General features: G+C 69.4%; 14 protein-coding genes and 3 rRNA genes. 1 reads left to right on the forward strand and 16 read right to left on the reverse strand.

Annotated elements, in window-relative coordinates; translation table 11 throughout:
• Positions 1-2 precede the first annotated feature (2 nt).
• From ACT7CP_RS10445 to tyrS, 6 genes are all read right to left on the reverse strand, one after another.
• Positions 3-1,034, reverse strand: a complete 1,032-nt coding sequence (locus tag ACT7CP_RS10445; RefSeq protein ID WP_445443981.1) for an HAD-IIA family hydrolase — start codon at positions 1,032-1,034, stop codon at positions 3-5.
• Positions 1,024-2,199: a tetratricopeptide repeat protein gene (locus tag ACT7CP_RS10450; protein WP_445442167.1), complete on the reverse strand. Its 1,176-nt coding sequence runs from the start codon at positions 2,197-2,199 to the stop codon at positions 1,024-1,026. The genes ACT7CP_RS10445 and ACT7CP_RS10450 overlap by 11 nt, the downstream gene beginning before the upstream one ends.
• Before the next feature lie 1,209 nt (positions 2,200-3,408).
• Positions 3,409-3,525: ribosomal RNA gene (rrf, locus tag ACT7CP_RS10455) — 5S ribosomal RNA — on the reverse strand.
• Between the two features lie 118 nt (positions 3,526-3,643).
• A 23S ribosomal RNA gene (locus ACT7CP_RS10460) occupies positions 3,644-6,763 on the reverse strand.
• 427 nt (positions 6,764-7,190) lie between these two features.
• Positions 7,191-8,711 (reverse strand): 16S ribosomal RNA (locus ACT7CP_RS10465).
• The 16S, 23S and 5S rRNA genes sit together here, the layout of an rRNA operon.
• Before the next feature lie 555 nt (positions 8,712-9,266).
• Positions 9,267-10,571, reverse strand: a complete 1,305-nt coding sequence (gene tyrS / locus ACT7CP_RS10470) for a tyrosine--tRNA ligase (protein WP_445442168.1) — start codon at positions 10,569-10,571, stop codon at positions 9,267-9,269.
• Between the two features lie 234 nt (positions 10,572-10,805).
• Between tyrS and ACT7CP_RS10475 the strand changes: the two genes are divergently transcribed.
• Positions 10,806-12,116 (forward strand): hypothetical protein, encoded by a 1,311-nt coding sequence (locus ACT7CP_RS10475; RefSeq protein WP_445442169.1) that lies wholly within the window; start codon positions 10,806-10,808, stop codon positions 12,114-12,116.
• A gap of 19 nt (positions 12,117-12,135) precedes the next feature.
• Here the strand turns inward: ACT7CP_RS10475 and ACT7CP_RS10480 are convergent, their stop codons facing one another.
• The 10 genes from ACT7CP_RS10480 to pheT all read right to left on the reverse strand — a co-directional run bounded on the left by ACT7CP_RS10480 (position 12,136) and on the right by pheT (position 23,818).
• Positions 12,136-12,750, reverse strand: a complete 615-nt coding sequence (locus tag ACT7CP_RS10480; RefSeq protein WP_413963380.1) for a DNA-3-methyladenine glycosylase — start codon at positions 12,748-12,750, stop codon at positions 12,136-12,138.
• 7 nt (positions 12,751-12,757) lie between these two features.
• On the reverse strand, positions 12,758-12,895 hold the full coding sequence (locus ACT7CP_RS10485) for a hypothetical protein (protein ID WP_413963381.1): 138 nt from the start codon (positions 12,893-12,895) through the stop codon (positions 12,758-12,760).
• Positions 12,892-14,373, reverse strand: coding sequence for an argininosuccinate lyase (gene argH, locus ACT7CP_RS10490; protein WP_445442170.1), 1,482 nt, complete (start codon positions 14,371-14,373; stop codon positions 12,892-12,894). Before argH ends, ACT7CP_RS10485 begins: the two co-directional genes overlap by 4 nt.
• A 4-nt stretch (positions 14,374-14,377) precedes the next feature.
• Entirely contained in the window at positions 14,378-15,631 is a 1,254-nt protein-coding gene (locus ACT7CP_RS10495) for an argininosuccinate synthase (protein ID WP_445442171.1), read from the reverse strand.
• A gap of 49 nt (positions 15,632-15,680) precedes the next feature.
• A complete protein-coding gene (gene argF, locus ACT7CP_RS10500) occupies positions 15,681-16,604 on the reverse strand; it encodes an ornithine carbamoyltransferase (protein WP_413963383.1) in 924 nt (307 codons plus the stop codon).
• A gap of 187 nt (positions 16,605-16,791) precedes the next feature.
• Entirely contained in the window at positions 16,792-18,009 is a 1,218-nt protein-coding gene (locus tag ACT7CP_RS10505; RefSeq protein ID WP_413963384.1) for an acetylornithine transaminase, read from the reverse strand.
• On the reverse strand, positions 18,006-18,917 hold the full coding sequence (argB, locus tag ACT7CP_RS10510) for an acetylglutamate kinase (RefSeq protein WP_413963759.1): 912 nt from the start codon (positions 18,915-18,917) through the stop codon (positions 18,006-18,008). The genes ACT7CP_RS10505 and argB overlap by 4 nt, the downstream gene beginning before the upstream one ends.
• Positions 18,918-18,940: 23 nt before the next feature.
• Positions 18,941-20,095: a bifunctional glutamate N-acetyltransferase/amino-acid acetyltransferase ArgJ gene (gene argJ, locus ACT7CP_RS10515; RefSeq protein ID WP_413963385.1), complete on the reverse strand. Its 1,155-nt coding sequence runs from the start codon at positions 20,093-20,095 to the stop codon at positions 18,941-18,943.
• Positions 20,092-21,141, reverse strand: coding sequence for an N-acetyl-gamma-glutamyl-phosphate reductase (gene argC / locus ACT7CP_RS10520; RefSeq protein WP_413963386.1), 1,050 nt, complete (start codon positions 21,139-21,141; stop codon positions 20,092-20,094). Before argC ends, argJ begins: the two co-directional genes overlap by 4 nt.
• A gap of 133 nt (positions 21,142-21,274) precedes the next feature.
• Positions 21,275-23,818, reverse strand: coding sequence for a phenylalanine--tRNA ligase subunit beta (gene pheT / locus ACT7CP_RS10525; RefSeq protein ID WP_445442172.1), 2,544 nt, complete (start codon positions 23,816-23,818; stop codon positions 21,275-21,277).
• Positions 23,819-23,820: the final 2 nt, after the last annotated feature.

Genomic DNA, 23,820 nt, shown 5'->3' on the forward strand with positions numbered 1-23,820 from the left:
CGCTACGCAGGGCCGGCACCCGCCGCGACGTACAGCGACTCCGGCACGTCCAGCCCGTAGATCGGCCGGCCCGAGTTCCAGATCACGGCGCAGGCGGCGCGCAGCGTGTCGATCGTCGACCCGCCGTCCTTGACGACCTCCACGCGGTCGCCCGCGATGCGGACGGACGCCTTGCCGACCGTTGCCACGCTCCCCTGCTGCGAGAAGCGCGTCTCCGGGTACGGCTCGTGCAGCTGGCCGAGGTGCTCGAGGATGAAGGTGGGCCGCTGGTCCTCCTCCGCCGCGAGGAGCTGCTTGGCCCGGTCGATCCCGGTCAGCACGTGCACCGACGCCATGCCCGCGCGGGTTGCCCCGAGGATGTCGGTGTCGAGCCGGTCGCCGAGGAAGACGGGACGCTGCGCGCCGAAGCGCTCGCGTGCCACGTCGAAGATCGGGGTCTCGGGCTTGCCCGCGACCACCGGCAGGCGGCCGACGGCCGTGTGCACGGCGGAGACGAGCGTGCCGTTCCCGGGCGCGATTCCGCGCGCGACGGGGATGGTCCAGTCCGTGTTGGTCGCGACCCAGACCACGTCCGGGTCCGCCAGGGCGAACGCGGCCTCGGCGAGCTGGGTCCAGCCCACCTCGGGGGCGAACCCCTGGACCACGGCGACGGGGTGGTCCTCGACCGTGCGCGTGACGACGTATCCGGCCTTCTCGAGCTCGTGCACGAGGCCCTCCCCGCCCACGACGAGCACGGTGGATCCGGCGGGCACGCGGTCGGCGAGCAGGCGCAGCGCGGCCTGCGGCGAGGTCACGACGTCCTCCGGCGCGACGGTCAGCCCGAGCGAGCTGAGGTGCGCAGCGACCGACGCGTCGGTGCGGGACGCGTTGTTCGTGATGTAGCCCAGCCGGATCCCGGCGCCCTCCGCGCGGTTCAGCGCGTCGACGGCGTGCGGGATGCTGTCAGGCCCGGCGTACACGACGCCGTCGAGGTCCGCGAGGATCACGTCCACGCCGTCCAGGGGCGCGCTCCCCTTCGCCGCCCTAGCGAACATCGTCACGCTCCTCATCGTCGCCGGAGCGGTCGTCGGCGTCAGCGTCAGCGTGAGCGTGAGCGTGAGCGTGAGCGTGAGCGTGAGCGTGAGCGTCCGGTCGCGCATCCCCGTCCGGAGCGACCGCGGTGTCGGCGGCACCCTCGGAACCCGCGGACGCGTCGAGCTCGTCGTCGACGTCGATCGCGATCTCCTCGCTGTCCCCGTCCTCGCTCGGCGGGGTGGGCGCGGCATCCGCCGCGACGGCCTCGGGCTCGACGTCCTCATGGGCAGCGTCCTCCGCGAACTCGTCCGACGGGTCATCGTCCGCGCGGGTCACGCCGCCGACATCCTCCGCGTCGTACCGGGCATCGTCGGCCTGGCCCTCGTCGGCCTGATCCTCGTCGACCTGATCCTCGTCGGCCTGATCCTCGTCGGCCTGATCCTCGTCGACCTGGTCCTCGTCGACCTGGCCCTCGTCGGCCTGGCCCCCGAGCTCCAGCTCCTCCTCGACGACCTCGACCATGTCGTCCCATCCCTCGTCCGGATCCGCGAACGCCGCCTCGGCCGTGTCGGCGCGCTGGCGCCAGGCGTCGGCCTCGTCGGAGCGTCCGAGCTCCTCGAGGACCTCGGCGTACGCGTGGAAGAGGTCGGCGCTGTACGAGTAGGCCACGTCCCGGTTCAGCTGCGCGATGGACAGCTCGTCGAGAGCCGCCTCCGTCTGGCCGAGGTCGAGCCGCGCGCCCGACATCGCGATCGCGAGGGCGACCTGCTCCGCGGCGGGCAGGGTCTCCTTCGGCACCGAGCGACCGAGCTCGAGCGCCTTGTCGGGACGTCCCTGTCCCCGCTCGCTGTCCACCATCAGGGCCAGCTGGTCGTTCTTGCCGGAGATGCGCCGGTACGTGCGCAGCTCGCGGAGGGCCAGTGCGTAGTCGCCCACGGCGTACGCGGTGATCGCCAGGGACTCGCGGACGACCGCGATCCGTCCCGCACGTCGGGCCGCGGAGGTGGCGTGGCGGTGCGCGAGCTCCGGGTCCTCCTCGATCAGGCGGGCCGCCATGACGAGGTGCTGCGCCACGCCCTCGGCGTTGTCCTTGCTGAGGGTCTTCAGCTCGTTCCGCGCGATCCGATCCAGGTCACCCGGCTGCACGTCCTCGGGGATCTCCGGATCCTCATGGCGCGGTCGCACCGACCGCAGCTCGCGCGCGCGCAGCTGCTCCTCGGTGAGCGCCTCCTCGTAGCGAGGGGCGTCGCGGTCGTTGCGCGCGGGACGCCCGTCCCGCGTCCAGAGCTTGTCGCCGTCGCGGGGCGGACGGGCGCCACCCCGGCCGGCCTCTCGCGGGCCGTCCTTCGCCCACGGCTTCCGCTCCCCGTCACGGGCGGGACGGGCACCCGCGGGCGCACCGTCACGCGACCAGGGCTTCCGGTCGCCGTCGCGCTGCGGACGACCGCCACCGGCGGAGTCCTGGGACCAGGGCTTGCGGTCACCCGCGCCGGAAGGCCGACCGGATCCCGTCGCCCCGTCCTTCGACCAGGGCTTCCGATCTCCATCGCGAGCAGGACGCGCGCCACCTGCGGCGCCGTCACGGGACCACGGCTTCCGATCCCCGTCACGGGCAGGACGGCCAGCACCGCCAGCCCCGTCCTTCGACCAGGGCTTGCGCTCCCCATCCCGGGCAGGACGGCCGGCACCGCCGGCGCCCTCACGGGACCAGGGCTTCCGCTCCCCGTCACGGGCAGGACGGCCGCCGTCGCCGGTGCCGTCCTTCGACCAGGGCTTCCGCTCCCCCTCACGCTGCGGACGATCGCCTGCTGCGCCACGCGGACCCGATGCTCGGCCGCCGTCACGCGGACCGCGAGGAGCCCCCGACGAACCGCGCTCGTACGGGGGCTTCCCGCCTTCGCGGCCGCGCGGGGAGTGCGACGATCCGCGGTCCTGGCCCTCGGGCCGGCTGTCTCGATCGGATGAGTCGCTCACTGTGCTCCTGTCGGCCTCGCGGGCCAGATGATGTCTGTGGTGTTGTGGGTCGTGCGGATGTGCGACTCCAGGCTAACGGCTGCTCAGTGCCCGACGTCGTGTCGCAGGCAGCTTGATCCCCTCGCAGGTGTTGGTCCTCCGGCCGTCATCGTCATGACGCGCGACGGCGATCACGTCCGGCGCGGCCCAGTCGACGGCAGGGGTTGCCGCCAGGGGCGGGATCCACACACGGCGTGATCACCGCACGAACGCGGCGTGCGCTCAGTGTCGGCCGTGGCGCGCTCCGTCCGCCGCCAACTCGGCCGTCGTCGCCACTGCCGGTCGCCCGTGCACCGCGCACGGCCGAGGCTACGCGGGGCGTGTTAACGCAGAAAGGCCCGCCGCACAAAGTGCGACGGGCCTCCCGATCAAACAAGTTAAGTCCGGCGGTGTCCTACTCTCCCACAGGGTCCCCCCTGCAGTACCATCGGCGCTGAGAGTCTTAGCTTCCGGGTTCGGAATGTAACCGGGCGTTTCCCTCTCGCTATGGCCGCCGAAACATCCCATACACACCCCACAAAGGGCATGAAATCTGTGATGAATCGACCAGTCAAGCTGGTTGTTCAATTGATACCCGACCGTATATCGGGAACCACATAGTGGACGCAAGCAAAGTGTTTTCAAGATATCGGCTTATTAGTACAGGTCAGCTCCACGAGTCTTTAGTCCTCGCTTCCACATCCTGCCTATCAACCCGGTAGTCTAGCCGGGAGCCTTCACCCTGAAAGGGATGGAAATCTCATCTCGAAGCCGGCTTCCCGCTTAGATGCTTTCAGCGGTTATCCGTTCCGAACGTAGCTAATCAGCGGTGCTCCTGGCGGAACAACTGACACACCAGAGGTTCGTCCATCCCGGTCCTCTCGTACTAGGGATAGATCTTCTCAAATTTCCTACGCGCGCAGCGGATAGGGACCGAACTGTCTCACGACGTTCTAAACCCAGCTCGCGTACCGCTTTAATGGGCGAACAGCCCAACCCTTGGGACCTACTCCAGCCCCAGGATGCGACGAGCCGACATCGAGGTGCCAAACCATGCCGTCGATATGGACTCTTGGGCAAGATCAGCCTGTTATCCCCGAGGTACCTTTTATCCGTTGAGCGACAGCGCTTCCACAAGCCACTGCCGGATCACTAGTCCCGACTTTCGTCCCTGCTCGACTTGTCAGTCTCACAGTCAAGCTCCCTTGTGCACTTACACTCGACACCTGATTACCAACCAGGTTGAGGGAACCTTTGGGCGCCTCCGTTACTTTTTAGGAGGCAACCGCCCCAGTTAAACTACCCACCAGGCACTGTCCCTGAACCGGATTACGGTTCGAAGTTAGATATCCAGAGTGACCAGAGTGGTATTTCAACAATGACTCCACCCGAACTAGCGTCCGAGCTTCAAAGTCTCCCACCTATCCTACACAAGCCACACCGAACACCAATACCAAGCTGTAGTAAAGGTCACGGGGTCTTTCCGTCCTGCTGCGCGTAACGAGCATCTTTACTCGTAGTGCAATTTCGCCGAGTTCGCGGTTGAGACAGCTGGGAAGTCGTTACGCCATTCGTGCAGGTCGGAACTTACCCGACAAGGAATTTCGCTACCTTAGGATGGTTATAGTTACCACCGCCGTTTACTGGGGCTTAAATTCTCAGCTTCGCACTTGCGTGCTAACCGTTCCTCTTAACCTTCCAGCACCGGGCAGGCGTCAGTCCGTATACATCGTCTTGCGACTTAGCACGGACCTGTGTTTTTAGTAAACAGTCGCTTCCCACTGGTCTCTGCGGCCTTCAAACGCTTCAGGAGTAAATCCCTACACGCCTCAGGCCCCCCTTCTCCCGAAGTTACGGGGGCATTTTGCCGAGTTCCTTAACCACGATTCTCTCGATCTCCTTAGTATTCTCTACCTGACCACCTGAGTCGGTTTGGGGTACGGGCGATTGGAACCTCGCGTCGATGCTTTTCTCGGCAGCATAGGATCACTGATTTCGTCCGTGAGGACTACCCATCGGGTCTCAGGCTTAATAGAAGACGGATTTGCCTATCTTCTGCCCTACATCCTTAGACCGGGACTACCATCGCCCGGCTCAGCTACCTTCCTGCGTCACACCTGTTAATACGCTAAACGCCCCAGCGTAGGGTCGTGTGCTAGGCCAAGACCGTCACCCCGAAGGGATCGAATCAAGGATTCAGACACTTAGCATTACTGGATTGTCTTGGGCGGTTCTTCATCGGTACGGGAATATCAACCCGTTGTCCATCGACTACGCCTGTCGGCCTCGCCTTAGGTCCCGACTTACCCAGGGCGGATTAGCCTGGCCCTGGAACCCTTGGTCTTTCGGAGGACGGGTTTCTCACCCGTCTTTCGCTACTCATGCCTGCATTCTCACTCGTGTGGCCTCCACGGCTGGTTCACACCGCCGCTTCGCTGGCCACACGACGCTCTCCTACCCATCCATACGGCTGGACCACGAAGGCCTGCCTATAATATAAATGCCACAACTTCGGTGGCGTGCTTGAGCCCCGTTACATTGTCGGCGCGGAATCACTTGACCAGTGAGCTATTACGCACTCTTTCAAGGGTGGCTGCTTCTAAGCCAACCTCCTGGTTGTCTATGCAACTCCACATCCTTTCCCACTTAGCACGCGCTTAGGGACCTTAGATGGTGGTCTGGGTTGTTTCCCTCTCGACGATGAAGCTTATCCCCCACCGTCTCACTGCTGCGCTCTCACTTACCGGCATTCGGAGTTTGGCTGAAGTCAGTAACCTTTTGGGGCCCATCGTCCATCCAGTAGCTCTACCTCCGGCAAGAAACACGCAACGCTGCACCTAAATGCATTTCGGAGAGAACCAGCTATCACGAAGTTTGATTGGCCTTTCACCCCTATCCACAGCTCATCCCCTCCATTTTCAACTGAAGTGGGTTCGGTCCTCCACGACGTCTTACCGTCGCTTCAACCTGGCCATGGATAGATCACTTCGCTTCGGGTCTAGAACATGCGACTCATACGCCCTATTAAGACTCGCTTTCGCTACGGCTGCCCCTCACGGGTTAACCTCGCCACATATCACTAACTCGCAGGCTCATTCTTCAAAAGGCACGCTGTCACACCAACAAGGGTGCTCCAACGGTTTGTAAGCAAACGGTTTCAGGTACTATTTCACTCCCCTCCCGGGGTACTTTTCACCTTTCCCTCACGGTACTTGTCCGCTATCGGTCATCTGGGAGTATTTAGGCTTATCAGGTGGTCCTGACAGATTCACACGGGATTTCTCGGGCCCCGTGCTACTTGGGATACTCTCCGGACAGGCGACGACATTTCGACTACGGGGTTCGCACCCTCTATGACTGGCCTTTCAAGACCATTCGTCTATATCGCGCTCATTGCCCTCACAGCTCGGTAGAACTGTACGGAAAGTCCCGCAACCCCGACCATGCAACTCCTACCGGATATCACACATGATCGGTTTGGCCTCTTCCGGTTTCGCTCGCCACTACTAACGGAATCGCTTTTGCTTTCTCTTCCTGTGGGTACTGAGATGTTTCACTTCCCCACGTTCCCTCTACCCGCCCTATATATTCAGGCGGGAGTCACCAGGTCACCCAAAGGGCCTGGCGGGGTTTCCCCATTCGGAGATCCTCGGATCAAAGCTCTATTATCAGCTCCCCGAGGCTTATCGCAGATTTATACGTCCTTCTTCGGCTCCAGATGCCAAGGCATCCACCGTTTGCTCTTAGAATCTTGAAATCACATGAGATTGAATCGTTTCGCCTCCCCTAGAGGAGACAGAATTGACCAATGATCTATAAATAGATCTTTGTGATCCACCGGAAAACCGGTGAATCTAAGATGCTCGCGTCCACTGTGTAGTTCTCAATATACGGGCGGTACCCCACCACCATCCATGCAAGGACGACGGAAAGGGTCCGACAAGAAACCAGACACACCCGAAAGGTGCGGCCCGGTCCCTCAGGACCCAACAGCGTGCAACATGCCCTCGACACCCCGCACCACGTTCCCACCCCACAAGGAGGCGTACTAGCAGCACGACATATCAGCCGGCATCAATGTCAATGTTCCACCCATGAGCGCCACCGCCAGGACATACGCCTGACGCGTGACTTGGCACCCTTGATCTCCCTGTATACAGAGGAGAGGTGCACATGCTCCTTAGAAAGGAGGTGATCCAGCCGCACCTTCCGGTACGGCTACCTTGTTACGACTTAGTCCTAATCACCGATCCCACCTTCGACAGCTCCTCCCTTGCGGTTAGGCCACTGGCTTCGGGTGTTACCGACTTTCATGACTTGACGGGCGGTGTGTACAAGGCCCGGGAACGTATTCACCGCAGCGTTGCTGATCTGCGATTACTAGCGACTCCGACTTCATGAGGTCGAGTTGCAGACCTCAATCCGAACTGAGACCGGCTTTTTGGGATTCGCTCCACCTTACGGTATCGCAGCCCTTTGTACCGGCCATTGTAGCATGCGTGAAGCCCAAGACATAAGGGGCATGATGATTTGACGTCATCCCCACCTTCCTCCGAGTTGACCCCGGCAGTCTCCTATGAGTTCCCACCATTACGTGCTGGCAACATAGAACGAGGGTTGCGCTCGTTGCGGGACTTAACCCAACATCTCACGACACGAGCTGACGACAACCATGCACCACCTGTATACCGACCTTGCGGGGCGCACATCTCTGCACGTTTCCGGTATATGTCAAGCCTTGGTAAGGTTCTTCGCGTTGCATCGAATTAATCCGCATGCTCCGCCGCTTGTGCGGGCCCCCGTCAATTCCTTTGAGTTTTAGCCTTGCGGCCGTACTCCCCAGGCGGGGAACTTAATGCGTTAGCTGCGACACGGAGACCGTGGAATGGTCCCCACATCTAGTTCCCAACGTTTACGGCATGGACTACCAGGGTATCTAATCCTGTTCGCTCCCCATGCTTTCGCTCCTCAGCGTCAGTTACGGCCCAGAGATCTGCCTTCGCCATCGGTGTTCCTCCTGATATCTGCGCATTCCACCGCTACACCAGGAATTCCAATCTCCCCTACCGCACTCTAGTCTGCCCGTACCCACTGCAGACCCGAGGTTGAGCCTCGGGATTTCACAGCAGACGCGACAAACCGCCTACGAGCTCTTTACGCCCAATAATTCCGGACAACGCTTGCACCCTACGTATTACCGCGGCTGCTGGCACGTAGTTAGCCGGTGCTTTTTCTGCAGGTACCGTCACTTTCGCTTCTTCCCTACTAAAAGAGGTTTACAACCCGAAGGCCGTCATCCCTCACGCGGCGTTGCTGCATCAGGCTTTCGCCCATTGTGCAATATTCCCCACTGCTGCCTCCCGTAGGAGTCTGGGCCGTGTCTCAGTCCCAGTGTGGCCGGTCACCCTCTCAGGCCGGCTACCCGTCGTAGGCTTGGTGAGCCATTACCTCACCAACTACCTGATAGGCCGCGAGTCCATCCCCAACCGAAATTCTTTCCACGACCAGACCATGCGGCCAGTCGTCATATCCGGTATTAGCTACCATTTCTAGCAGTTATCCCAGAGTCGGGGGCAGGTTACTCACGTGTTACTCACCCGTTCGCCACTGATCCGCCAGAGCAAGCTCTGACTTCACCGTTCGACTTGCATGTGTTAAGCACGCCGCCAGCGTTCGTCCTGAGCCAGGATCAAACTCTCCATAAATGCTTAAACGCACGACCACCCGAAGGCGATCGGCACATCTAAAGCCGGACGTGAACGGGAATCGAACACGAACCAGCAAGTTTGAAACCGACAGAACAAATCATTACTGACTTGCTTGTTTGTTTAAATGTTTTCCAAAGGAATCCGGACACCATCCAGAAGGACGATGCCACGGGTATTTGGCATTTGACATTGTGCACGCTGTTGAGTTCTCAAGGAACGGACGCTCCCGACACCGACCATCACAGCCAGCCATCGGAGCTCACACTCCACCGCTCCCCGTGGGAGTGATCCAGACCTCAAGGCCCAGCACTCACGTCGGAAGCAGAATCAGACCCTAGCTCAGTTGGTGGTACACACGCAACCCGTAGGCCGCGGCAACTTCTGTTTCACCAGGATCATCACCCGCCAGAACAGCTCCGGAAGCCTTTCAGCTTCCCGCCCGTTCCGGCGACAAGAGGAGACATTACGCGGACCACCCCACCCCCGCAAAACAACCCGCATCCCGGGCGTGTCGCGACGGCCTCCGAGGAGAACGGCCGGTCAAAGACCGATTCAGGAGATGGTGAGCCCGGCGAGGGTCTTCTTGCCCCGGCGGATCACCGCGAAACGGCCGTGCAGGAGGTCGTCCACGACGGCTCCGGCGTCGCCCACGGCGGCGTTGTTCACGTACACCCCGCCCTGCGTGATCGCCCTTCGGGCCTCCCCCGCGCTCGAGACCAAACCGGTGTCGAGGAGAGCCTGGATGACCGTGGTGCCGGCGGCGATCTCGGCCGATGGCAGCTCACCCAGGGCGGCCCGGAGCGTCGGCTCGTCCAGCACGCCCAGCTCACCCTGGCCGAACAGCGCCTGGGACGCGGCGATCGCCGACTCGGTGGCGGCCCGCCCGTGCACCAGGGTCGTCACCTCCCACGCGAGCTCGCGCTGCGCCTCGCGTCGGAACGGCTCGGCCTCCACGGCGCGGGCCAGCTCCTCGATGCGCGTGCGGTCGAGGAACGTGAAGATGCGCAGGCGGTGGATCACGTCGGCGTCGTCGGTGTTGAGCCAGAACTGGTAGAACGCGTACGGGCTGGTGAGCTCCGGGTCCAGCCAGACGGCGTTGCCCTCGCTCTTGCCGAACTTCGTGCCGTCGGAGTTGGTGATGAGCGGCGTCCCGATGGCGTGCACCGTCGCGCGCTCGCTGCGGCGGATGAGGTCCGTGCCGCTCGTGAGGTTGCCCCACTGGTCGCTGCCCCCGGTCTGCAGCACGCACCCGTGGGTGCGGTACAGCTCCCGGAAGTCGAGGCCCTGCAGGATCTGGTAGCTGAACTCCGTGTAGCTGATGCCCTCGTCGGAGTTGAGGCGCGCGCTCACGGCGTCCTTCTTGAGCATCGTGCCTACGCGGAAGTGCTTGCCCACCTCCCGGAGGAAGTCGATGGCGCTGAGCGGCGCCGTCCAGTCCAGGTTGTTGACGATGCGGACCGCGTTGTCGCCCTCGGGGCTCAGGAAGGCCGACACCTGCGCCTGCAGCCGCCGCACCCACTCGGCGACGACCTCCGGGGTGTTCAAGGTGCGCTCCGCGGTGGGGCGCGGATCCCCGATGAGACCGGTGGATCCCCCCACGAGCCCGAGCGGCCGGTGCCCCGCCAGCTGGAGCCGCCGCATGAGGAGCAGCTGCACGAGGTTGCCGAGGTGCAGGCTCGGCGCGGTGGGGTCGAAGCCGCAGTAGTACGTGATGGGCGGACCGGCCAGCGCCTCCTTGAGGGCCTCCTGGTCCGTCGACACGTGCACGTACCCGCGCCAGACGATCTCCTCCCACACGTCCGCGAAGGACGGGTCGTTGCGCTGGTCGGTGAGGCGTGCAGGATCGGCGTTCGTCACCCGCCCACGGTACCAGCGCGACCCCTGCTGGACGGTGGGGCGCGGCGGCGTCCGGCATGCCCGACGCGGAGTCCGCCGGGGGGGGGGGATGACGCGGTGGTCGCGTTGTCGGTGGTCCGGGTGAGTGTGGAATCCAGAGCGCGGGGGCGCGTCAGGGCTGGGGCATTGATCTGAGTAGGTCAAGTGCGTAGCATTGATGTGGGCAGATCAAGCTCTGAGGATTGAGGGGGCCGCATGTTCGTCATCACCGCCGATCAGAAGGCCAGCCGCCACGACGTGGACCGCGCCGGCGCGGAGCGCGACGAGCTGGCCTCCCGCTACGCCGGCCGCGTCGTGCTGCCGGTCGACCGCACGGCCGGCGACGAGGTGCAGGCGCTCGTCGCCGACGCCGCCACGGCGCTCGACATGGTGCTGCGGCTCACCCGCGCCGGCCATTGGAGCGTCGGCCTCGGCATCGGCACCGTGCGGACCCCGCTCCCCCGCGCGACGCGCGAGGCGACGGGCCCGGCGTTCATCGCGGCGCGCGACGCCGTGACCGCGGCCAAGCGCAGCGCCACGCGGTTCGCCCTCGCGACGGATCCACCCGCCCTCCCCCGCGGTGACGCTCCGGACGACGGAGCCGACGACCGGACGACGGGGCTCCCGGGACCCGCCGAGGTCGAGGCGCTCCTGACCCTGCTGCTGCTCGCGCGCGATCGGCGGACCCCGCAGGGGTGGGAGGTCGTCGACCGCATGGCCGACGGCGGGACGCAGCGGGAGGTCGCCGCCGCGATGGGCATCACCCCGCAGGCGGTGAGCACGCGCCTCCGCACCAGCGGGTGGCGCGCCGAGCGGGCTGCCATCCCCGGGCTCACCGCCCTGCTCGCGCACCTCGACCGCGCGGCCTCCCCGGGCGACCCCCCGGCCCCCCCCGGCCGATCGCCCCGCCCGGACGGGGGCACGGTCGTGATCCCCGCCGGCTCCCCCGCCGAGGTGACGGCCTGGGCCGTGCTCTGCGTGCTGGCCACCGGGGCGCTCGTGCTGGCGCTGCTGACCCTGCGGACACCCCGCACGCGACCGGTCGCCGGCGCGGCGAGCGCCCTCGCCGCGGCGCTCGTCCTCGGGCTCGCGCTCGTGGATGCCGCCTCACCGCTGGTCGTCGGGTACCTCGGGCTCGTCATGGTCGTGCTCGCGGTGCTCGGCGGCGGATCCGCCTCGACCGTCGTGCTGTCGCTCGCGACGCGCGGCTCGGTGCCCCCGGGCGCGTACGGCGGGATCCTCGTCCCGCCCCGCGGACACGAGGACGACCCGGCCGCGATCCGGCGGCCCACCCGCGAGGTGCTGCGCGGGGGAGCCACGATCGGCATGCTCGAGCGGCTCGCCGTCGCCGCGGTGATCCTCGCCGGGTACCCCGAGGCGCTCGCGGTCGTGATCGCGATCAAGGGCGTCGGCCGGTTCAGCGAGCTCGGCGAGGCTGCGGAGGCGCGCGAGCGCTTCATCATCGGCACCCTCGTCAGCTGGCTGTGGGCCGCGTCGTGCGCGGCCGTCGTGCTCGTCGTCCGGTAGCCGGAGGCTCGACCCCGGCTCAGCGGCGGACGCGGGGGACGTGCGCGCGGTACGGCGAGACCGTGGGGTCGCCCGGCACCCAGAAGCGCCACGGGAACAGCTCCCCCGATCCGCCGGGCCCGGACACGCCCACGCGCGGGCCCGACGCGGGCAGCGCGAGCGGGGCGTCGGGGAGGAGCAGCCCGTACGGTGCCGCGTCGAGCGGCGCGCCGTCGTCGGACAGCGGGATCCCGAGCGCGACCGCCAGGCGGGCGGGGCCCCGCGCCAGGTCGCGGTCGCGGACGGCGGCGCCCCGCCGGCTCCGGGCGAGGTCGGCGCCCTCCACCACCTCGCCGGCGCGGAGCAGGACGCCCGCGCTCGTCCCCTCGGGGCCGCAGACGATGTTCGCGCACGTGTGCATCCCGTACGTGAAGTACGCGTACAGGTGCGCGGGCGGCCCGAACATCGTCGCGTTGCGCGCGCGCTTGCCCCGGAAGGAGTGCGAGCCGGGATCCTCGCCGACCCCGCGGTACGCCTCCACCTCGGTGAGGCGCACGGAGACCCGGCCCTCCTCGGAGTCGCGCGACAGGATCGCGCCGAGGAGCTCGGGCGCCACCTCGACCGCGTCGCGCGCGAAGGAGCCGGGGTCGATCACGCGTCGATCAGATCAGCTCGCCGTTGAGGCCCGCGACGACCACGACGAAGACCAGCACGGCGACGGCCACGCCGACCACGAGCGGCAGGAGCCAGCGATGCCGCGGCTCGGGGCGCTCGGGGCGACGGCCGTTCGACAGGGTCATGACGACGCGTCCGCGGACGCCGTCGCCCGGCGCTCGGCCGCGGCGTCGGCTCGCGCCCGCAGGTCGGCGACGCGGCGCACCAGCTCGGCGCGCTGCTCGTCGACCCGGACGCCGGCCGTGCCGCCCGCGCCGTCGCGGCTGGCGACGGATCCCTCGACGCTCAGGACCTCCCGCACCTCGGGCACGAGGTGCGGCGAGACGCCGCGGAGGTCGTCGTCGGAGAGGTCCTCGAGGCCCACCCCGCGGGACTCGGCGAGCTTCACGAGCTCGCCCGTGATCTCGTGCGCGTCCCGGAAGGCCACGCGGTGCTTGACGAGCCACTCCGCCACGTCGGTCGCGAGCGAGAAGCCCTGCGGCGCGAGCTCGGCCATCCGGTCCACGTCGAAGCGCAGCGTCGCGATCATGCCGGTGAACGCCGGGAGCAGGACCTCGAGGGTCTGCACCGAGTCGAACACGGGCTCCTTGTCCTCCTGCAGGTCGCGGTTGTACGCGAGCGGCAAGCCCTTGAGCGTCGCGAGCAGGCCGGCCAGGTTGCCGATGAGGCGGCCCGACTTGCCGCGCGCGAGCTCGGCGATGTCGGGGTTCTTCTTCTGGGGCATGATCGAGGACCCCGTGGAGAACGAGTCGCTCAGGGTGACGAAGCCGAACTCCCGCGTGTTCCAGAGGATGATCTCCTCGCTGAGGCGCGAGAGGTCGATCCCGACCTGGGCGAGCACGAACGCGAACTCCGCCACGACGTCGCGGCTGGCCGTGCCGTCGATGGAGTTCTCGGAGCTCCGGGCGAAGCCGAGGTCGCGGGCGACCGCGCCGGCGTCGAGCCCGAGGGTGCTGCCCGCGAGCGCGCCGGATCCGTAGGGCGAGACGTCGGCGCGCGCGTCCCAGTCGGCGAGCCGCTCGAGGTCGCGGACCAGGGGCCAGCAGTGCGCGAGGAGGTGGTGCGCGAGGAGCACCGGCTGCGCGTGCTGCAGGTGCGTGCGGCCGGGCATGACCGCGCCGCCGGCCGCCTCGGCCTGCGCCGCCAGGGCGTCCACGAGCCGCACGAGCATCGCGTGGATCACGGCGGCGTGGTCGCGCAGGTACATCCGCACGAGCGTCGCGATCTGGTCGTTGCGGCTGCGGCCCGCGCGGAGCTTGCCGCCGAGCTCCGGCCCGGCGATGTCCATGAGGCCGCGCTCGAGGGCGCCGTGCACGTCCTCGTCCGCCTCGGACGCGACGAGCGCGCCCGAGCGGACGCGGTCCTCGAGGGTGTCGAGCGCCTGCAGCATGGCCTGGCGCTCCGCGTCGGACAGGTACCCCGCGGACGCGAGAGCACGGGCGTGCGCCCGGGAACCGGCGATGTCGTACGGCGCCAGCTGCCAGTCGAAGTGCGTCGAGCGGCTGAGCGCGACGAGCTCCGGTGACGGGCCGCCGGCGAAGCGGCCGCCCCAGAGGGCGCCCGCCTCGCTCGCCCGGGTGGACGGATCCGTGCTCTCGGTCATGCGGCTACTCCGCGGCGGGCGCGGCGTCGGGCGCCGGGGTCGCGGCCGCGAGCGCGGCCTGCTCGACCGCGAGGTCGCGGCGGGCCGAGATCTTGCTCGGCAGCGACCACAGCTCGATGAAGCCCTTGGACAGCGACTGGTCGAACGTGTCGCCCGTGTCGTAGGTCGCGAGGTCGAAGTCGTACAGGCTCGTCTGGCTGCGCCGACCGGTGACCACCGCGCGACCGCCGCGCAGCGTCATGCGGATGTCGCCGGACACGTGGCGCTGCGAGTCCTCGATGAACGCGTCGAGCGAGCGCTTGAGGCCGGAGAACCAGAGCCCGTCGTAGACGAGGTTGGCCCAGTCCTTCTCGACGCCCCGCTTGTAGCGGCCGAGGTCGCGCTCGATCGTGAGGCTCTCGAGCTCCTCGTGCGCCTCGATGAGCGTCATGGCGGCGGGGGCCTCGTAGACCTCGCGGCTCTTGATGCCGACGAGGCGGTCCTCCACCACGTCGATGCGGCCGATGCCGTGCGCGCCGGCGGCGGCGTTGAGCTCCTGCACGATGCGCAGCGGCGAGTAGCGCACGCCGTCGATCGCGACCGGGACGCCCGCCTCGAACGTGATGGTGACCTCGGTGGGATCGCGGAGGACGTCGGGGTCCTGCGTGTACTCGTAGAGGTCCTCGATCGGCCCGTTCCACGGGTCCTCGAGGAAGCCGGTCTCGACCGCGCGGCCCCAGACGTTCTTGTCGATCGAGTACGGGCTCTTCTTGCTCTGCTCGATGGGGAGGTCGTGCTCGTTCGCGTAGACGATGGCCTTGTCGCGGGTGAGCGCGAGGTCGCGGACGGGCGCGATGGAGGTGAGGTCGGGCGCGAGCGCGGCGACGGCGGCCTCGAAGCGCACCTGGTCGTTGCCCTTGCCCGTGCAGCCGTGCGCGACGCTGTTCGCGCCGAGCTCGTGGGCCACGCGCGCGAGGTGCTTCGCGATCAGCGGGCGGCTGAGGCCCGAGACCAGCGGGTAGCGCTTCTGGTAGAGCGCGTTGGCCTTGAGGGCGGGGACGATGTAGTCGTCCGCGAACTCGTCCTTCGCGTCGACGACCACGGCCTCGACCGCGCCGCAGTCGAGCGCGCGCTGCCGGATGACCTCCATGTCCTCGCCGCCCTGGCCGACGTCGACGGCGAGGGCCACGACCTCCTTGCCGGTCGCGTCCTTGAGCCAGCCGATGCCGACCGAGGTGTCGAGTCCGCCTGAATATGCCAGAACCACGCGTTCGGCCATGTCGTTCTCCGTTTCCGTTGCTGAGATGTCTCGGGGTGTGGGGGGTCCGTCAGGACTGGCGCAGGAGCCAGACGAGCAGCGCCTTCTGGGCGTGGAGGCGGTTCTCCGCCTCGTCCCAGATCACCGACTGCGGGCCGTCGATGACCTCGGGGGCCACCTCGTAGCCCCGGTCGGCGGGGAGGCAGTGCAGGAAGACCGCGTCGTCGACCGCGTGCGCCATGAGATCGGTCGTCACCTGGTACGACCCGAGCGCCGCCAGCCGCTCGGCCTTCTCCTCCTCGCGGCCCATCGACACCCAGGTGTCGGTGATCACGACGTCGGCTCCCCGGACGGACTCGACCGGGTCGGCGAGGACCTGGACGGATCCACCGGTGGTCCGGGCGATGCGCTCGGCGTCCGCGACGACGCGCTCGTCCGGCCGGTAGCCGACGGGCGACGCGATGCGCACGTGCATGCCGGCGGTGACGCCGCCGAGGAGGTACGAGTGCGCCATGTTGCTGGCGCCGTCGCCGAGGAAGGTGAGGGTCTGGCCCGCGAGGTCGCCGCGGTGCTCGCGGATGGTCAGGAGGTCGGCGAGGATCTGGCACGGGTGGAAGGCGTCCGAGAGGGCGTTGACGACGGGCACGGTCGTGCCGGCCGCCATCTCCTCGAGGCCCGCCTGGCCGTAGGTGCGCCAGACGATGGCCGCGACCTGGCGCTCGAGCACGCGCGCGGTGTCGCTCGCGGTCTCCTTGCCGCCGAGCTGGCTGTTGGCCGTGCTGATGATGAGGGGCACCCCGCCGAGGTCGGCGATGCCGACCGCGAAGGAGACGCGCGTGCGCGTGGACGACTTGTCGAAGATGACCGCGACCGTCTGCGGGCCGGCGAGGGGGCGCTCGGACCAGCGCTCGCGCTTCAGCCGCACCGCCAGATCGAGCACCTCGGCCTGCTCGGCCGGGCTGAGGTCGTCGTCGCGCAGGAAGTGGCGGGTCATCGCATCGCTCGCTCTCGGGGGACTCGGGATCGCTCAAGCCTAGGGGACGTGCGGGGGCGGATCCGTCGGCCGGCGGCCCCCGCGGGGGTGCCGGCCGACGGCGTCGACGGGGAGGTGCGGGCCGCGCGCCGCGGCGCCACGGCGTGGCGTGGGTCGAGGCGTCTCGCGCCCCTCCCCGCGCCGCGGATCAGCGGAGGTGGCCGAGCGCGCGGCCGAACCGCTCGCGGAAGTCGCGCACCTCGTCGTCGCCCACGATGAGCGGCGGGGCGATGCGGAGGCTGCGCGCGTTCGGCGCGTTGATGATGAGGCCCTCGCCGAACGCGGCCGCCGCGATGCGCCCGCCGTCCTCGCGGTGCAGCCCGACGCCGATGAGGAGACCGCGGCCGCGCACCTCCGCGATGAGCGGCGAGTCGAGCCCCGTGATGGCGGCGCGGATCTCCTCGCCGCGGCGGGCGGCGTTCTCGACCAGCCCCGCGTCCTCGATCTCGGCGAGGACCGCGTTCCCGGCGGCCGTGGCGAGCGGGTTCCCGCCGAAGGTGGAGCCGTGCTGGCCCTTCTGCAGGAGGTCGGCCGCCGCGTCGAACGCGACGAGCGCGCCGATCGGGACGCCGCCCGCGATGCCCTTGGCGATCGTGACCGCATCCGGCCGCACGCCCTCGTGCTCGTAGGCGAACCAGCGGCCCGTGCGGCCGACGCCGGTCTGGATCTCGTCGAGGATGAGGAGCGCCCCGTGCTCGCGCGTGAGCTCCCGGGCGCGGCGCAGGAAGCCGGCGGGCAGGTCGACGACGCCGGCCTCGCCCTGGATCGGCTCGAGGATGAGCGCCTGCACACGGTCGTCGATGGCGGCCTCGAGCGCCTCCATCGTGGGCGGGATGTGCTCGACGCCCCCGGGCAGCGGGAGGAAGGGCGCCTGGAGCGCGGGCTGCCCGGTGAGCGCGAGCGCGCCCATGGTGCGGCCGTGGAACGAGCCCTGCAGCGTGATGACGCGCGTGCGTCGGTCGCTGCCGTTGCGGCGGGCGAGCTTGAAGGCGGCCTCGTTCGCCTCGGCGCCGGAGTTGCCGAAGTAGACGCGGCCGGTGTCGCCTGCGCCCGTGATGCGGCGGAGCCGCTCGGCGAGCGCGATCTGCGGCGGCGTCGCGAAGTAGTTGGAGACGTGCGCGAGCGTGGACACCTGCTCGGTGACGGCGCGGATGAGCGCCGGGTGGGCGTGGCCGAGCGAGTTGACGGCGATGCCCGCGAGGAAGTCGAGGTACTCACGCCCGGTCGAGTCCCACACGCGGGAGCCCTCGCCGCGCACGAGCATGGCGAGCGGGGGCGGCGAGGAGCGCATCATCGCGGCCTGGAAGCGGTCGGACCACTCGCTCTCGGTCTGCGTGGTCCGGCGCTCCGGCGGGGTCGTGGTCATGCGGGCACGACCTCCGTTCCGATTCCGTTGGTGGTGAAGATCTCGAGGAGCATCGAGTGCGGGATGCGGCCGTCGATGATGGCGGCCTTGGGCACTCCCCCGTCGACGGCCTCGAGGCACGCGGCCATCTTCGGGATCATGCCCGACTCGAGCGAGGGCAGCAGGGCGCGCAGCTCGTCGGCGCGGATGTCCGAGACGAGGGATCCGCGATCCGGCCAGTCGCGGTAGAGGCCGGCCACGTCGGTGAGGATGACGAGCTTCTCGGCCCCGAGCGCCACGGCGAGCGCGGCGGCCGCCGCGTCGGCGTTCACGTTGAGCGACACCTGCGGGTCGGACTCGTCGGGCGCGATGGAGGAGACGACGGGGATGCGGCCCGCGTCGAGCTGCGCGAGCACGGCCGTGGGATCCACGGCGACGACGTCGCCGACCAGCCCGAGGTCGACCTCGACGCCGTCGACGACGGCGCCGCGGCGGCGGCCCGTGAAGAGCCCCGCGTCCTCGCCGGAGACGGCGGCCGCCAGCGGCCCGTGCGCGTTGATGCCGCGCACGACGTCGCGGCTGACCTGGCCGGTGAGCACCATGCGGACGACCTCGAGCACCTCGGGCGTGGTGACGCGGTATCCCCCGCGGAACTCGCTCTCGATGCCGAGGCGGGTGAGCATCGCGCTGATCTGCGGACCGCCGCCGTGCACGACCACGGGCCGGAGGCCGGCGTAGCGGAGGTACACCACGTCCTCGGCGAAGGTGCGCGTGAGCTCCTCGTCGACCATGGCGTTGCCGCCGAACTTCACGACCACGATGCGGTCGTGGAAGCGCTGCAGCCACGACAGCGACTCGATGAGGGTCGCCGCCTTCGACTCGGCCTGCGCCTGGTCGAGGTCGGCGGCCTCCTGCGTGATCGCGGTCACGTCCGTCCCGTCTGCGTCGCCCATCAGCTCGCGTACGCGCTGTTCTCGTGCACGTAGTCGTGCGTGAGGTCGTTGGTGAGGATCGTGGCCGTCGCGTCACCCGCGTGCAGGTCGATGAGGACGTGCACGGCGCGCGGGTGGAGGTCGACCAGGTCGCGGCTCTCGTGCGGCTCGCCCGCGCGGCACACCTGGACGCCATTGATCGCGACGTCGATGCCGTACGGGTCGAAGGCGGCGCCCGTGGTGCCGACCGCGGCCAGCACGCGGCCCCAGTTGGGGTCGTTGCCGAACACCGCGGCCTTGAACAGGTTGCTGCGCGCGACCGCGCGGCCGACCTCGACGGCGTCCGCGTCGTCGGCCGCGTGCACGACCTCGATGGCGATGTCGTGCGACGCGCCCTCGGCATCGGCCTGGAGCTGCTCGGCGAGGTCCGCGCATACGGCGGTGAGCGCGGCCTGGAAGGCGTCCGCGTCGGGGACGACGCCGGATGCGCCGCTCGCGAGGAGCGTGACCTGGTCGTTGGTCGACATGCAGCCGTCGGAGTCGAGGCGGTCGAAGGTGACGCGCGTGGCCTCGCGGAGCGCGCGGTCGAGCGCCGGGGCGTCGAGGTCGGCGTCGGTCGTGATGACGACCAGCATGGTCGCGAGGCCTGGCGCGAGCATGCCGGCGCCCTTGGCCATCCCGCCGACCGACCAGCCGGCGTCGGACGCGCGCACGGACTGCTTGGGCCTGGTGTCGGTGGTCATGATGGCGCGCGCCGCGTCATCCCCGCCGTCCGCGGCGAGCGCCGCGGAGACGCGGGCGACCCCGTCCTCGAGCTTCTCGAGCGGGAGCTGCTCGCCGATGAGGCCGGTGCTGCAGACGAGCACGTCGCCGCTCGACACGTCGAGGGCGCGGCCGACCGCCTCGGCGGTGGCGTGCGTGACCTGGAACCCGCGGGATCCGGTGTAGCAGTTGGCGCCGCCGGAGTTGAGGACGACCGCGCTCACGCGGCCGTCGCCGATGACCTGGCGGGACCACAGGATGGGGTTGGCCTGGCAGCGGTTGCTCGTGAACACCGCGGCGGCCGCCTGCGACGGACCGGTGTTGCGGACGAGGGCGACGTCGAGCGCGCCCGTGGACTTGAGGCCGGCGGCAACCCCGCCCGCGACGAAGCCGCGCGCGGCGGTGACGCTCACGGGGCGACCCCGTTCACCGGGAGGCCCATGGCCTCGGGCAGCCCGAGCGCGATGTTCGCGGACTGGATGGCCGCTCCCGCCGTGCCCTTGACCAGGTTGTCGATGGCGGTGACCGTGACGACGCGGCCCGCGGCCTCGTCGATGGCGAGGCCCACGAGCGCGGTGTTGGATCCCGTGACGTCGGAGACGTTCGGGAACGAGCCCTCCGGCAGGAGGTGCACGAACGGCTCCTCGGCGTACGCGAGCTCCCAGGCGGCGCGCACGTCGTGCGCGGAGAAGCCGGGGGCGAGGCGGGCGGTGGCCGTGGCGAGGATCCCTCTGGCCATCGGCACGAGGACGGGCGTGAACGAGACGCTGACGTGCCCGCCGCCGGCCGTCTCGAGGTTCTGCCGGATCTCCGGGGTGTGCCGGTGCGTGCCGCCGACCGCGTAGGCGCTCGCGGATCCGAGGATCTCGCTCGCCAGCAGGTTCGTGCGCAGCGAGCGGCCGGCGCCGGACGGGCCCACCGCCAGCACGGCGACGATGTCCTCCGGCTCGATGACGCCCGCGCGGATGCCGGGCTGGAGCCCGAGCGTGATGGCGGTGACGTTGCAGCCGGGGACCGCGATGCGCTTCACGCCGGACAGGTGCGTGCGCTGGGTGCCGCCCTCCTCCGCGTGCAGCAGCTCCGGGAGGCCGTAGGGCCAGGCGCCGGCGAACTCGCCGCCGTAGAACGCGTCCCACGCGGCCTCGTCGACGAGCCGGTGGTCGGCGCCGCAGTCGACCACGAGGGTCGCGTCGTCGAGCTGGGCGGTGATGGCGCCCGACTTGCCGTGCGGCAGGGCGAGGAAGACGACGTCGTGGCCGGCGAGCTGCTCGGCCGTGGTCTCGACGAAGGTGCGGTCGGCGTACGACGTGAGGTGCGGGTGCACCTGCCGGAGCCGCTCGCCCGCGTTCTGGAAGGCGGTGAGCGTCGTGACCTCGAGGCGCGGGTGGTCGGCGAGCAGGCGGAGGAGCTCCCCGCCCGCGTAGCCGCTGGCGCCCGCGACGGCGACTGAGAATGACATGCATCAAATCTAGTGCCGGTGCGGGAGGGCTCCCGCCGGGCGGAGGGCCGCGGGACGTGCACGCGGGCGGGCCCTCCCTGGGGAGGAGCCCGCCCGCGTCGGTCCCGTCGCGAGACCCCGCGACGGCCCTGCGCTACTCGCGGAGCGTCGCGCCGAACCGCTCTCCGGCGAGACGGACGGATCCGTCGCGCGCCTCGCTCGCCTCGGCCGCGGTCAGCGTGCGGTCGGGCGCGCGGAACCGGAGGGCGAAGGTGAGCGAGCGGGTGCCCGCCTCGACACCGGGCCCGCGGTAGTCGTCGACGAGGCGCGCGGTCTCGAGCAGCTCGCCCGCGCCCTCGACCACCGCGGCGAGGAGCTCGCCCGCCGGCACCTCGAGCGGGACGACGAGGCTGAGGTCCTGCGTGGCGACGGGCATCGACCGCAGAGGGCGGACCTCGACGGTGCCGCCCGCGAGCGCGACGAGGCGGTCGAGGTCGACCTCGGCGAGCGCGACGCGCTCGGGCAGGTCGAGCTCGGCGGCGAGCGCCGGCAGGAGCTCGCCCGCGAAGCCCACGATGACGGGACCGTCGGCGGTCATGGCCTCGACCGCGGCCGTGCGACCCGGGTGCATGGCCGCGTGCGCGCCCTGCTCGAAGCGGATCTCCACGCCCACCGCGTGCGCGAGCTGCCGCACGGCGTCGAGCGCGTCGACGAGGCCGGCGCGCTGCGCGGGGGTGCCCGGCTGCTTCGGGACGGCGTCGCCGAGGATCAGCACGCCGACGTGGCGGGGCTGCGGCGGGATGCCGGCGTCGAGCGCCCGCAGGGTCGTCGCGTCGGGACGTGCGGCCCCGGGCGGCATCTGCGGGGACCCGTAGGCGACGCCCGCGGACGGGAGGAACACGGTGCCGGTCTCGTAGAGCGCGAGGTCCGTGGATCCGCGCGACAGGTTGCGCCGGGCGATGTCGATGAGCCCGGGCAGCAGCGAGCGGCGGAGGAACGGGTACGCGACGTCGAGCGGGTTCGCCAGCCGGACGGCGGGGGCGTCGTCGCGGTCGGCCGCGCCGAAGCGCGCGTTCTGCGCCTCGGACGCGAACGGCGACCCCATGACCTCCGTGAGCCCGCCCGCGGCGAGCGCGATCGAGGCCTGGCGGCGGAGGCGCTGGGCGACGGTGAGCCCGCGGCCGGGGGGCGCGACGGGCAGGACCGCGGGGATCCGGTCGTAGCCGACGATGCGGGCGACCTCCTCCACGAGGTCGGCGCGGTGCCGGAGGTCGGGCCGCCAGGTGGGCGGCGTGACGAGGAGCACGCCGTCGCGCTCCTCGATGGCGCAGCCGACGTCGACGAGCGCGTGGCGCACCTCGTCCTCGGTGTAGTCGACGCCGACGAGCGACGCCGGGTAGCCGACGGGCAGCTCGACGGCCGCGGGCGGCGCGGTCGTGTCGAGGAGCGAGCCGAGGCCCTCCGCGTGGCCGCCGGCGAGCTCCTCGAGGAGCTGCACGGCGCGTGCCGCGGCGGCGGGCGCGATGCGGGGATCCACGCCGCGCTCGAAGCGCTTGGACGCCTCGCTCGGCAGCTTGTGGCGTCGGGCCGTGCGCGCGATGGAGATCGGGTCGAAGCCGGCCGCCTCGATCAGCACGCGCGTGGTGCCCGCGCCGATCTCCGTGGCCGCGCCGCCCATGACGCCGGCGAGGCCGACGGGCCCCGAGTCGTCGGCGATCACCAGGTCCTCGACGTGCAGCGCGCGCTCGCGACCGTCGAGCGTGACGAGCGCCTCGCCCTCGGCCGCGCGCCGGACGACGATGCCGCCCTGCAGCCGGTCGAGGTCGTAGCCGTGCAGCGGCTGGCCGAGCTCGAGCATGACGTAGTTGGTGACGTCGACGACGAGCGAGATGGAGCGGACGCCCGCGAGGGTGAGGCGCGACACCATCCACGGCGGCGTGGGCCGCGACACGTCGAGGCCGGACACCACGCGCGTGACGAAGACGTCCGCGCCGACGCGGCCGCGGATCGGGGCGGCGTCGGCGACGCGCACCTCGATCCCGGTGACGGGCGCGTCCGCGGTGAGCAGCGCGAGCGCGTCCGCGGGGTCGGTGAAGGCGGCGCCCGTGGCGTGCGCGTACTCCCGGGCGATGCCGCGGATCGAGAACGCGTACCCGCGGTCGGGCGTGACGTTGACCTCCACGGCCCGGTCGTCGAGGTGCAGGAGCGCGAGCGCGTCGGTGCCCACCTCCGGGTCGAGACCCAGCGAGGAGAGGACGAGGATCCCGTCGTGCTCCTCCCCCAGGCCGAGCTCGCGCGACGACGCGATCATGCCGTCGGACACGTGGCCGTACGTCTTCCGCGCGGAGATGGGGAACGGGCCGGGGAGCACCGCGCCGGGCAGGCTCACCACCACCTTGTCGCCGACGACGAAGTTGTGGGCGCCGCACACGATGCCGCGGACGTCCTCGCCGCCGTCCGCCGCCGTGGCGCCCTCGGGCGCGACGCGCACGGAGCACCAGTTGATGGTCTTGCCGTTGGTCTGCGGCTCGGGGGTCGCCTCGAGCACCTGCCCGACGACGACGGGGCCGGAGATGGCGAACGCGTGCACGTCCTCCTCCTCGAGGCCCACCTTGACGAGCGAGGCGTGGACGTCCTCGGGGGTGACGCCCGCGGGGAGCTCGACGTGCTCGCCGAGCCAGCTGATCGGGATCCTCACGA

The organism is Clavibacter rahimiani (genome assembly GCF_052654495.1).